This is a genomic window from Rhizobacter sp. P2_G4 (assembly GCF_056403575.1).
Map to the genome: position 1 here is coordinate 1,344,241 of NZ_JBFUFG010000002.1, position 12,019 is coordinate 1,356,259.

10 protein-coding genes are annotated in these 12,019 nt (G+C 66.5%); 4 read left to right on the forward strand and 6 right to left on the reverse strand.

Annotated elements, in window-relative coordinates; all coding sequences use genetic code 11:
- The first annotated feature begins 235 nt into the window (after nt 1-235).
- The 3 genes from AC1DYS_RS12660 to clpB are packed head-to-tail and all read left to right on the forward strand — an operon-like array spanning nt 236 to nt 3,763.
- Nucleotides 236-730, forward strand: a complete 495-nt coding sequence (locus tag AC1DYS_RS12660; protein ID WP_477899465.1) for a molybdenum cofactor biosynthesis protein MoaE — start codon at nt 236-238, stop codon at nt 728-730.
- Nucleotides 727-1,116, forward strand: a complete 390-nt coding sequence (gene crcB, locus AC1DYS_RS12665; protein ID WP_477899467.1) for a fluoride efflux transporter CrcB — start codon at nt 727-729, stop codon at nt 1,114-1,116. The genes AC1DYS_RS12660 and crcB overlap by 4 nt, the downstream gene beginning before the upstream one ends.
- Before the next feature lie 58 nt (nt 1,117-1,174).
- Complete coding sequence (gene clpB / locus AC1DYS_RS12670; RefSeq protein WP_477899469.1) at nt 1,175-3,763, forward strand: ATP-dependent chaperone ClpB; 2,589 nt, start codon at nt 1,175-1,177, stop codon at nt 3,761-3,763.
- 102 nt (nt 3,764-3,865) lie between these two features.
- On the opposite strand, the gene AC1DYS_RS12675 is transcribed toward clpB, so the two are convergent.
- Entirely contained in the window at nt 3,866-5,140 is a 1,275-nt protein-coding gene (locus tag AC1DYS_RS12675) for a hypothetical protein (protein WP_477899471.1), read from the reverse strand.
- A gap of 199 nt (nt 5,141-5,339) precedes the next feature.
- On the opposite strand from AC1DYS_RS12675, the gene nadB reads away from it, so the two are divergent.
- Nucleotides 5,340-6,998, forward strand: a complete 1,659-nt coding sequence (gene nadB / locus AC1DYS_RS12680; protein ID WP_477899473.1) for an L-aspartate oxidase — start codon at nt 5,340-5,342, stop codon at nt 6,996-6,998.
- A 79-nt stretch (nt 6,999-7,077) separates the two neighbouring features.
- On the opposite strand, the gene AC1DYS_RS12685 is transcribed toward nadB, so the two are convergent.
- The 5 genes from AC1DYS_RS12685 to AC1DYS_RS12705 form a co-directional block, all read right to left on the reverse strand.
- Nucleotides 7,078-7,362, reverse strand: a complete 285-nt coding sequence (locus AC1DYS_RS12685) for a late competence development ComFB family protein (protein WP_477899475.1) — start codon at nt 7,360-7,362, stop codon at nt 7,078-7,080.
- Between the two features lie 17 nt (nt 7,363-7,379).
- A complete protein-coding gene (gene nadC / locus AC1DYS_RS12690) occupies nt 7,380-8,246 on the reverse strand; it encodes a carboxylating nicotinate-nucleotide diphosphorylase (protein ID WP_477899477.1) in 867 nt (288 codons plus the stop codon).
- An 11-nt stretch (nt 8,247-8,257) separates the two neighbouring features.
- Nucleotides 8,258-9,364, reverse strand: a complete 1,107-nt coding sequence (gene nadA / locus AC1DYS_RS12695; protein ID WP_477899479.1) for a quinolinate synthase NadA — start codon at nt 9,362-9,364, stop codon at nt 8,258-8,260.
- A gap of 276 nt (nt 9,365-9,640) precedes the next feature.
- On the reverse strand, nt 9,641-10,927 hold the full coding sequence (locus AC1DYS_RS12700; RefSeq protein WP_477899481.1) for a roadblock/LC7 domain-containing protein: 1,287 nt from the start codon (nt 10,925-10,927) through the stop codon (nt 9,641-9,643).
- A 148-nt stretch (nt 10,928-11,075) separates the two neighbouring features.
- Nucleotides 11,076-11,930, reverse strand: a complete 855-nt coding sequence (locus AC1DYS_RS12705) for an AraC family transcriptional regulator (protein WP_477899483.1) — start codon at nt 11,928-11,930, stop codon at nt 11,076-11,078.
- Between the last annotated feature and the right edge of the window lie 89 nt (nt 11,931-12,019).

The window sequence follows — 12,019 nt, forward strand, 5'->3', positions numbered from 1 at the left end:
AGACCGATGAAGAGGTCCGGTCAGGGGAGCGCTGGATCAGGATGGCGGGGAGGGTACCGAAGCCGAGTGTCTGTTCCGTCGCTCATCTGACGACGGAACTGCAACGCTCCGGTCAGATGAGCGTTTGCTTTTTGGATTTGAGCGCAGGCGCACCCATGCCGCGAGCGGCGAGGGGGTTGATCTGGCACAAAGACATGGGCTTCATTCTGCCGGACGCGGTGCCACAATTCGAGCGATGAGTGCAGCGCGCGTGGCGATCCAGACACAAGATTTCGACCTCAGTGCCGAGGTCGCCGCACTGCGGGCGACCGATGCCGGCGTCGGCGCTGTCGTCAGCTTCGTCGGCACGGTGCGCGACCGCAGCGACGGCAAGGGCGTGACCCGCATGGAGCTGGAGCACTACCCCGGCATGACCGAGCGCGCGATCGAATCGATGATCGATGCCGCTCACGCGCGCTTCGACATCCGCGGCGTGCGCGTCATCCACCGCGTCGGCCCGCTACAACTGCAAGACCAGATCGTGCTGGTGGCTGTGACCTCGGCGCACCGCGGACAAGCTTTCAAGGCCTGCGAGTTCCTGATGGATTATTTGAAAACACAAGCCCCGTTCTGGAAGAAGGAACACACGCCCGAGGGCGCGCGCTGGGTCGATGCTCGGGTGGGTGACGACGACGCCCTGGCGCGATGGGGCATTGCCAGCAGCAACTCGACATCGGGCGTGGCCTCGTGACGGCCGCATTTCCGTGGGCGCAGATGCTGGCGGTGTCCGTCGGCGCTGCCATCGGGGCGCTGTTGCGCTGGGGCGCCAACGTCTGGTTGAACGCGCTTTGGAGCGGCTTTCCGCTGGGCACGCTGGTGGTCAATTGCGTGGGTGGCCTGTTGATCGGCATGGCCCTGGTGTGGTTCGACCGCACGCCCAATGACCTGCTGCGCCTGCTGCTGGTCACCGGCTTTCTGGGCGGGCTGACCACCTTCTCGGCGTACTCGGGCGAGTCGCTTTCGCTGATGCAGCGCGGCGAATACGCCTGGGCCTGCGCGCACACGATGGCGCATGTGCTGGGTTCGCTGGCCTGTGCCGGCCTCGGGTTCCGGCTGGGGCGTGCGCTCCTGGCTTGATGTCTGCTTGAATTTGGGCCGATGCGCCTCAGATCATCTGCAATCGGAGGATTGATCCATGCGTCTCGACAAACTCACCACCAAGTTCCAGGAAGCCCTCGGTGAAGCCCAAAGCTTGGCGCTCAACCGCGACAACCCCTACATCGAACCCGTGCACGTGCTGGCGGCGATGCTGGCGCAGACCGATGGCCCCAAGGCCCTGCTCGAACGCGCGGGCGTGAACACCGCCAAGCTGCAGTCGGCGCTCGACGCCGAGATCAAGAAGCTGCCCCAGGTGGAAGGCGGAGAGCAGGTTCAGGCGGGCCGCGATACTACCGCGCTGCTGCAGGCCGCCGAGAAAGAAGCCACCAAGCGCGGCGACCAGTACGTCGCCGGCGAGATGTTCTTGCTGGCTGCTGCCGACAGCAAAACCAGCATCGGCCCGCTGGTCAAGGAACACGGTCTCACCCGCAAGGCGCTCGACGCCGCCATCGACGCCGTGCGCGGCGGCCAGAAGGTCGACAGCCCGGAAGCCGAAGGCCAGCGCGAAGCCCTCAAGAAGTACACCCTCGACCTGACCGAACGCGCCCGCAAGGGCAAGCTCGACCCGGTGATCGGGCGCGACGACGAGATCCGACGCGCGATCCAGGTGCTGCAGCGCCGCACCAAGAACAACCCGGTGCTGATCGGCGAGCCGGGCGTCGGCAAGACCGCCATCGTCGAAGGCCTGGCCCAGCGCATCGTGGCTGGCGAAGTGCCCGACACGCTGAAGAACAAGCGCGTGCTCGTGCTCGACATGGCCCTGCTGCTGGCGGGTGCCAAGTTCCGCGGTGAATTCGAAGAGCGCCTGAAGAGCGTGCTGAAGGAAGTGGCGCAGGACGAAGGCCAGACCATCGTCTTCATCGACGAGATCCACACCATGGTCGGTGCCGGCAAGGCCGAAGGTGCGATCGATGCGGGCAACATGCTGAAGCCGGCGCTGGCGCGCGGCGAACTGCATTGCATCGGCGCGACCACGCTCGACGAGTACCGCAAGTACGTGGAGAAAGATGCTGCGCTTGAGCGGCGCTTCCAGAAGGTGCTCGTTGACGAGCCCTCGGTCGAAGCCACCATCGCGATCCTGCGCGGCCTGCAAGAGAAGTACGAAGTGCACCACGGCGTGGAGATCACCGACCCGGCCATCGTGGCTGCGGCCGAGCTGAGCCACCGCTACATCACCGACCGCTTCCTGCCCGACAAGGCCATCGACCTGATCGACGAAGCGGCGGCCAAGGTCAAGATCGAGATCGACTCCAAGCCCGAGGTCATGGACAAGCTCGACCGCCGGCTGATCCAGCTGCAGATCGAGCGTGAAGCGGTGCGCCGCGAGAAAGACGAATCCTCGCAAAAGCGCTTCAGCCTGATCGAGGAAGAGATCGCTCGCCTGCAACGCGAAGCCGCCGATCTCGACGAGATCTGGAAGGCCGAGAAGGCCACCGCGCAGGGCTCTGCCCACGTGAAGGAAGAGATCGATCGGCTGCGCACGCAGATCGAGGAATTCAAGCGCAAGGGCGACTTCAACAAGGTGGCCGAGCTGCAGTACGGCAAGCTGCCCGAGCTGGAGAAGACGCTGAAGGATGCGCAGGCCAAGGAAGTAAAAGGCAGCGCATCGGGCAAGCCTCAGCTGCTGCGAACCATGGTCGGCGCCGAAGAGATCGCCGAGGTGGTGGCGCGCGCCACAGGCATTCCGGTGGCCAAGCTGATGCAAGGCGAGCGCGACCGTTTGCTGCAGATGGAAACCAAGCTGCATGAGCGTGTGGTGGGGCAGGACGAAGCCATTCTCGCGGTGGCCAATGCCATCCGCCGTTCGCGCTCAGGCCTGTCTGACCCGAACCGGCCGACGGGCTCGTTCCTCTTTCTCGGCCCCACCGGCGTTGGCAAGACCGAGCTGTGCAAGGCGCTTGCGGGCTTTCTGTTCGACAGCGAAGACCACATGATTCGCGTCGACATGAGCGAGTTCATGGAGAAACACTCGGTCAGCCGCCTGATCGGTGCGCCTCCGGGCTACGTGGGCTACGAGGAAGGAGGGGCGCTGACCGAAGCCGTGCGCCGCAAGCCTTACAGCGTGCTGCTGCTCGACGAAGTGGAGAAGGCCCACCCGGACGTGTTCAACGTGCTGCTGCAGGTGCTCGACGACGGTCGATTGACCGACGGCCAGGGCCGCACCGTGGACTTCAAGAACACCGTGATTGTGATGACCAGCAACCTGGGCTCACACCTCATCATGCAGATGGCGGGGCAGGACACGGAACTCATCCGCGAAGCGGTATGGGCCGAGGTGAAGCAGCACTTTCGCCCCGAGTTCTTGAACCGCATTGACGAGACCGTGGTGTTCCATGCACTCGACCGGGCCAACATCGAGGCTATCGCGAAGATTCAGCTCAAGGTGCTGGAGGCGCGCATGGAGAAGATGGACATGAAGCTCGAGGTCTCGCCACAGGCGCTCGCCGAACTGGCCAAGGCCGGCTTCGATCCGGTGTTCGGCGCGCGGCCGCTCAAGCGAGCGATCCAGCAGCACATCGAGAACCCGGTGGCCAGGCTGATCCTCGAAGGCAAGTTCGGACCGAAGGATGTGGTGCCGGTGGACGTGCACGAAGGCGAGTTCGTCTTCGAGCGCGTGGTTCATTGAGCCCCCCAGTCGCTGCGCTCCTGCCCCCAAGGGGCGCCGCCTGGCGGCCCGGCAAAGCCGGTTCCGCGGGCGTTGCTTGATCGGTCGCTCGCTGTCGCGCGCTCAGCCTCCCAGTAGGGAGTCCATCCGCAGGATCTGCAGGCGCGCGAGTGTCAGGTTCGCGTGCGTCTTGTCGAGCACCGCGTGCAGGGCCAAGCCGGGATGGTTGGGCACCGCGCGCAGCAACAGGTGGTGCGTACCCAGCGTGATGGCGGCCTCGGGCAGCGTGTGGCCCAGCCCCAGCGTGCGGCTGGCCTGCGACATCGCGGCCAGCAGCGTGGCGCCGTGCTGGCCGAGTTCGTCGGCCGTGGGCCGTGCGCCTGCGTGCAGCTGGGTACGCCCGGTGGCCGTATCGAAAATGGCGACGCTGACCATGCCGGTGAGTTCGATCAGCTGGTTCACGTAGCGGGCCAGCGGCGTGTCGGCGGGGCGCGGCTCGGCGGCGCGCACTGTCGGCATCGGCTTCATCACGAATGGCGCGGGCCCGGATGGAGGACCGGCAGGCGACAACGCTGCTGGCGCGGTGACGGGCGGCTGGCCGGGGGCACGGCTGCCTGCGCCGGGCAAGGCAGGCAGGCTGCTGCCGGATTCGGTGTGGATGTGCTCGCGCAGCCGGTTCCAGGTGCCGCTGATGAACGACCAGGCGTCGGCCGGGCGCGTGACCTGCGGCGTGGTGCGCACGTTCACACCGGTGCCCCGGCCGAGGTCGGTCCCGTGGCTGCTCAGCGCGCTGGAGGCGGCCAGCGGCAGCAACAGCAGGTGCCGGTTGTGCCAGTTGTCCTTGATCATGGCCTCGTGCAGCGGCTCGAACGACGAGTTCATCAGGTGAGGCGGCATGTCGCCCACCATCAACACGCCGAGGCGGCTGTAGCTCAGCAGCACGCGCGCCAGTTCATGGCGTGCCACCGTGTCGGCGTCGGCTTCGGTGGTGTAGATGCGCAGCGACTGGTTGCCCGCAGGGAAATCGATGAACTCGAGCGTCGCCAGCGGCGTGCCGTAGCCCTGGCGGCGGATCACGAGCTTCTGCACGCTGCGGCCGCTGGCCGACGCCACGCCAGCCAACAGCTTGCGTGACGAGGTGGTGCCGATGTCGTGCAGCGCGATGAACTCGGGCTGCAGGTGATCGAACTGCTGCTGCATCGCCTCGGCGGGGTCGCACGAGACGAAAAGCTCACGCTGGTTGGGGTTGATCTGCCGGCCGATGTCGGGGCTCTCGGCGCTCACTTCGTCTTCTTCGCGGGGCTGAATCTGGGTTGCGACTGTGGTCTCGGCCCGGGTGGCCTGCCACCCGTCGTCATCTGGGCTGTCCGAAGGATGGTTGGGAGGGGAAATCGACATCTGTGTCCCTTGCATCGTCGCAGTGTAGGGGGCGCGTTTCAAATTGTGACTTTTACATCGGGATGATTTCACACCCCGGGCAAGGCGGGAATCCCTAAGGCGTGCGAAGCGGCTCAAGGCGCGTCGATAGAATCGGCCGCCTCTACGCTTGGTCCACCGCCCGCGCGCTTTTTGACGCCAGGTCGGCCCATCTCCGCCCATGTCTGCTCGCCAGTCTGCTTCGTCGACGCTCCCCGTGGTGATTGTTGGCGCGGGGCTTGCCGGCCTGACCGTGGCGCTGCACCTGGCCGAGCAGCGGCCCGTGGTGGTTCTGGCCAAGCGCAATCTCAACGAGGGCGCGACCGCCTGGGCGCAGGGCGGCATCGTCGGCGTGCTGGGCACGGACGACAGCATCGATTCCCATGTGCGCGATACGCAAGACGCCGGCGCCGGGCTCGTCGACGAGCAAACCGCACGTTTCATCGCCGAGCACAGCGCTGCCGCCATCGAATGGCTGGTGGCGTGCGGCGTGCCTTTCTCGCCCGACCCCACCGGCCCGCTCGGCCTGCACCTCACACGCGAAGGGGGCCACGCGGTTCGGCGCATTGCCCATGCGGCCGATGCCACCGGCAAGGCCATCCACGACGTATTGCTGAAAGAGGTGGCCCGCCACCCCAACATCCGCCTGCTGGAGCGGTGGATGGCGGTCGACGTGATCACCTCGCGCCACCTGAAGCGCGACGAGCCGCCGCGTTGCTATGGCGTCTACGCGCTCGACATCGACAAGCAACGCGTCGAGACGCTGCCTGCGAGCGCGGTGGTGATGGCGACCGGCGGCGCTGGCAAGGTCTACCGCTACACCACCAACCCCGACACTTCCACCGGCGACGGCATCGCAATGGCCTGGCGTGCCGGTGCGCGCGTCGGCAACATGGAGTTCATCCAGTTCCACCCGACCTGCCTGTACCACCCGCAGGAGCGCAGCTTCTTGATCACCGAGGCGCTGCGAGGCGAGGGCGGCAAGCTGCTGTTGCCCGACGGCACGCGTTTCATGCCCGCGCACGACGAACGTGGCGAGCTGGCACCGCGCGACATCGTCGCCCGCGCGATCGACTTCGAGATGAAGAAGCATGGTGTCGACAACGTGCTGCTCGACGCCACGCACCTGGGTGCCGACTTCCTGAAGGAACACTTCCCGACGATCTACGCGCGTTGCCTGGCCCTCGGCATCGACATCACCAGGCAGCCGATCCCCGTGGTGCCGGCGGCGCACTACACCTGCGGCGGCGTGGTCACCGATCTGCACGGCCGCAGCGACGTGCCCGGGCTCTACGCCGTGGGCGAAACCACCTACACCGGCCTGCACGGTGCGAACCGGCTGGCGAGCAACTCGCTGCTCGAGTGCGTGGTGCTGGGCAAGACCTGCGCCGACCACATCCTGAGCCAGACGATCGGGCTGCAGCCGGCCCCGCCGCCATGGGACGAGAGCAAGGTCGAGAACGCCGACGAACAGGTTGTCATCTCGCACAACTGGGACGAGCTGCGCCTCCTGATGTGGAACTACGTGGGCATCGTGCGCACCACCAAGCGCCTCGAGCGCGCCTTGCACCGCATCCATTTGCTGCGCAGCGAGATTGACGACTACTACGCCAACTTCCGCGTCACGCGGGACTTGCTGGAACTGCGCAACCTCGTCGACTGCGCCGAACTGATCGTGCGCTCGGCGCTGATGCGGCACGAAAGCCGTGGCCTGCACTACAGCCGCGACTTCCCGCAGACGCTGCCGGTCAGCTTCCCGACCATCCTCGTGCGGCCGGCGACCAGCAGCCAGCGCAAGGTGTCAGGTTCAGGCGACTCGATGTCCGGCCTTTGCGGCTAACTGACTACGGCCCCCCAGTCGCTTTGCTCCTGCCCCCGAGGGGCGCCGTCCGGCTTGGGGCGGCCCGGCGCCGGACCCGTCAGCTTCGAGCGCGCATCGCATTGCGTGCCTGCACGAACTCGAAGGCGTATTTCACCGCCTCGGCGATGGCCGCCTCGTTGTTGGCGCGCTCGTTCTCGGTGAGATAGAACACCAGGTCCACGTCGTGGCGGATGTAGCGCGGCGGCAGCCGGTTCAGCGCCACGCAGGCGACATCGGCGAGCAGTTCGCGCTGGACCTGGGGGTAGTCGCTTGAGCCGGTCGACACCGCCTCGAAGACGATCCGCTCGTAGTGGTTGTGGATGGATTCGAAGTCTGCGCTCATGGTGGGCAGGCTTCGACTCAAATGCGTTCGAGAACCCGCATGGAATAGTCCGTCGCCTTGACGTCCTTGGTCAAGCGCCCGATCGAGATGCGGTCGACGCCAGTGGCTGCAATTTCACGCATTTGCCCGAGTTGCACGTTGCCCGAGACCTCGAGTAGCGCGCGCCCGCCAGTGATGGCCACGGCTTCACGCATCAAGGGTTCGGTGAAGTTGTCGAGCAGAACGCTCTTGGCTCCTGCGTCCAGGGCCTCACGCAACTGCGTGATGTTCTCCACCTCGATCTGGATGTCGACGCCGGATCTCAAGGCCTCGGCATTGCGCAGGGCAGCCGTGACACCGCCGGCCGCAGCGATGTGGTTCTCCTTGATCAGGATGCCGTGCCACAACGCCAGGCGCTGGTTCTGCCCGCCGCCTGTTCGCACCGCGTACTTCTGCGCCTGTCGCAGCCCGGGCAGGGTCTTGCGCGTATCGAGCACCGCGCAGCCGCGTGGGTTGGGCGAGGCGCCAACGATCGCGTCGACATGGCGGCGCGTCACGGTGGCGGTGGCCGACAGCAGCTGCAGAAAGTTGAGCGCAGGGCGTTCGGCTGACAGCAAAGCTCGGGCGTCGGCTTCGATGTGGCAGACCAGCGTGTCGGCGGCCATCTTGGCGCCTTCGTCGGCGTGCCAGTCGACGCGGGCTTGGCCATCGAGCGCATGGATGCAGCCGTCGAACCAGTCGCGGCCGCACAGCACGGCCTCTTCGCGCACCAGCACCCGCGCCTTCACGCGTTGGCCGGCCGGCACGAGCTGCGCCGTCCAGTCGTTGCGGCCCATGTCTTCCATCAGCGCATCGCGAATGTTGCGCGCTCGCGCCTGTTCCAGCGTCTCGTTGAACTCGAACATGATTTGTCTCTTCAGGCGGCGCCGATGTTGGACACCAGGCCGGGTTTCTGGGTGGCCGCAGGGTTGCGCTTCACGAAGTCAAGCATGCGGTCGATGCAGCCCAGGGCCTGCGAGCGGATGGGTTCGTCGACAAAGATCTCGCCAGTGCCTTGCTCCAGGCATGCCACCACGCCCTGCAGCGCGTTCATCGCCATCCACGGGCAATGCGCGCAGCTCTTGCAGGTGGCGCTGTTGCCGGCGGTCGGTGCCTCGATCAGCGTCTTGCCGGGCGCCATCTGCCGCATGCGGTGGAACATGCCRTTGTCGGTGGCAACGATGAAGGTCTGCGCATCCATGTTGACGACCGCATTCAGCATCTGCGAGGTTGACCCCACCACATCGGCCTGGGCCACCACGCTTTCGGGCGACTCGGGGTGCACCAGCACCTTGGCGCCGGGGTGCTGCGCTTTCAACAGGTCGAGCTCGAGGCCCTTGAACTCGTCGTGCACGATGCAGGCACCGTTCCACATCAGCATGTCGGCGCCGGTTTCCTTCTGGATGTAGCGGCCGAGGTGGCGGTCGGGCGCCCACAAGACTTTCTCGCCCTGGTCCTTCAGGTGCTTGACGATGGCCAGTGCGCACGAGCTCGTGACCATCCAGTCGGCACGCGCCTTCACGGCTGCGCTGGTGTTGGCGTAGACGACGACCTTGCGGTCGGGGTGCGCGTCGCAGAAACGCGTGAAGTCGTCGGCAGGGCAGCCCAGGTCGAGCGAGCAGGTGGCGTCGAGATCCGGCATCAGCACACGCTTCTCGGGGCTCAGGATCTTTGCGCTTTCTCCCATGAAGCGCACCCCGGCGACGATCAACGTCTTGCTGGCGTGGTCACGGCCGAAGCGCGCCATCTCCAGCGAATCCGCCACGCAGCCGCCCGTCTCGAGCGCCAGGTCCTGCAAGTCGCCGTCGACGTAGTAATGCGCCACCAGCACCGCGTTGTGCTTGGCCAGCAGCGTCTTGGCCCGCGCCTTCCATTCCTCGCGGCCGGCAGGCGTCAGCGGCTCAGGAACCTTGGCCCACGCATGGGCCGTGCAACTGGCGCCAGTGGCGTCTTGCCGGGTGTAGTCGAACAGCACTTGGCTCATGGCTGGGTGTGATGGCGGGCCGTGTCAGCCCAGGCCAATCATGGTAGCCGCTGCAAGCTGACCCGGCGCTCACAAGCCCCTTGGCCAATGCACCGCGGAGCAAGTGCCAATCAAGCAACGCCCAAGAGCCCGGGTCTCCCGGGCCGCCAGGCGGGCCTTGCAGGCCGCGCCGGGCGAGGACGCCCGGCCCTTCGCCAGACATATCTTGTCCACTGGACAAGATATGTCCGGGCTCAGCCCCTCGGAGGCAGGAGCGAAGCGACTGGGGGGCCTATGTCAGTCCAGGCCTTGCTCAGCCTCCATCAGCTTGTAGCGAGCCAAAGCCAGATTGGTCCGCTGCTTGTCCAGCACGGCAAACAGGAACAGGTCACGGTGGCGCGACACGGTCCGCATCACGTGGTGCCGCGGGCCGGCGCTTGTCATCACCTCATCAGCTTCGGTGGTGAGGCCGAGGTCGCGCGAGGCCTGCTGGTGGGCGCGCAGTATCTGCGTGCTGGCGGCGGCGGCCAGCTCCAGTGGAATGGCTGGGTCTTCGCGTGAGTGCTTGGCAAGGATGAGGCCCGTGCCGCCGTCGACCACTGCGCAGGCGAGCACGCCATCGAGCGCCGACAGTGCTGCCAGCGCCTTCACGGCCAAGGCCGGATCGAGTGCCGGGCCGCGACCGGATGTCGTCGGTTCGGGAGTCGAGGTGGGGGTGGTCGGGGGCAAGGCCGCGGACGACGCAGACAGATCGGCCACCTTGATCTGGAAGCCATCGAGCCCGGTCGCGGCAGGCAGCTGCGGCGGAGCCCACACCGGTTCCTTCTTCACGCGGTTCCACATGCCCAGTAGCGAGTTCCACAGGGCAGACGCGCTGGTCAGCGCCTCGTTGAGCACCTGCACCTTCAGGCGCGCAGGCCAGTCGGCCATGCCGATCTTGTTGGCGATCCACACGGCGTTGGGCGGCAGCATGAAGAGCAGGGTGGGGCAGCGCCAGTTCGGGTGCCGCACGGCGGTCTGCAGCGTCTCGAGCATTTCGTCGATGGCGTGCGGCTGCATGGCGCCGACGATCACCGCTGTCATGTGGCTGCGCTCCATCAAAGCCAGCGGCACGGAGGCGTTGTCGACGCCAGGCGCCCGCACGTCGGCGTGGTAGATGCGCAGTGCGTCTTCGTGGCGTCGCTCAAGCGTGGTTCGTTCGATCATCGCCAGCGTGCGCAACGTGCCCTGCTCACGCAGGTGCAGCCGTTCGACCTGGCGCCCGCTGGCGTCGGACAAGGCCTTGATCACTGCTGCAGCCCACACGCCGGTCGGGTCGAAGAGGGCGATCAGGCGGCTTGCGGTATCGAGGTCGGCCCGGGTGGAGGCGAAGTGGTCGCGGATCGCCTGCGCGGGCGACCCCGAGACGACGAGGTCGCGCAGGTGGCTGTCGACCATCTGGCCCCGGTCGTTGACCTCGGTGGCGATGCTTTCCAGGATCGCGGTAGCAGCAAACCCATGGTCGCGCTCTTCAGGGGCGTGGTGGTCGTCACGGGTCTGGGTACCTCGGATCGTTCGCAGATCCCCGAAGAGCGATGTGAGCATGGCTTTTCCCTAGGTCGCGCGTCGACTGGCGCTGTGCGCGAAGTCTAGGCGGGGTGCGGCCGCGAGCCATCCGTAGGGTTGCAACCATTGGTTGATAACGCCCCCCGAACGAGGGACAGGGTAACTACCCAAGAACGCAGGTGTCAGGCTAGGCGAAGAAGCGGCTCGGCGGCGAGCCGACCGAGCGGCGCACCATGGCCGTGAACGCGCTGGCGCTCGCGTAGCCGAGTTCGGCCGAGATCACGGCCATCGGGATCTTGCGTGCGGCCATCGACAAGGCTTTGGCCAGTAGCACCTGCTGGCGCCACTGCAAAAAGGTGGTGCCGAGTTCGCTGCGGAACAGCCGCGCCACGGTGCGTGGGCTGGCGTTGGCATTGCGCGCGCAGGTCTCGAGCGTGGACCAGCGGGTCGGGTCGTTCAGCACCGCCTCGCACAGGGCGCGCAGCCGCTTGTCCCGCGGCAGGTCGACGCCGATCGGCACCGCCCGGGCGCGGCGCATTTCGTCGAGCACCAGCGCGCTGAGGTGGCGTTCCCGCTCGGTGGGCGTGCGTGGGCCGGGGTCGATCGACAGGTGCATCACGAGTTCGCGCAGCAGGCTCGACACCTCGATCACGCGGCACACGCGCCAGGGCGAATCGGCTGCAGGCCGCATCTCCGGACCGCACTGGTCGGCGTCCTGGTGCAGATAGAGCGTGCGCAGCTCGGCCTCTTCGACCACGGTGACCACGTGCTCCACACGCGGCGGGATCCACACCGCGCGCGACGGCGGCACGATGTAGGTGCTGTTCTCCGCCGTCACCCGCACGACGCCAGTGACCGAGAAGGCGAGCTGGCCCCAGGTGTGGCTGTGCGGTTCGATGTAGGTGTCGGTTGCGAGCCGGCGTGATTTGGCGCGGACCGGGTTGACAGCCGTCGGCGCATAGCGAGGCGGGTCGACCGGCGGCACGCTGGCGTGGCGGCGTTGGCTGCTTTGAAGGCGTGGCGATGAGGTGTCAGAGGCCATGTCCGGATCTCGATAGAACTTGACGAACTATCGTAACCTGGCCGCCGTGATGGCGCCTAGAGTTCAGGCATTCCCTCTGATTCAGCTCC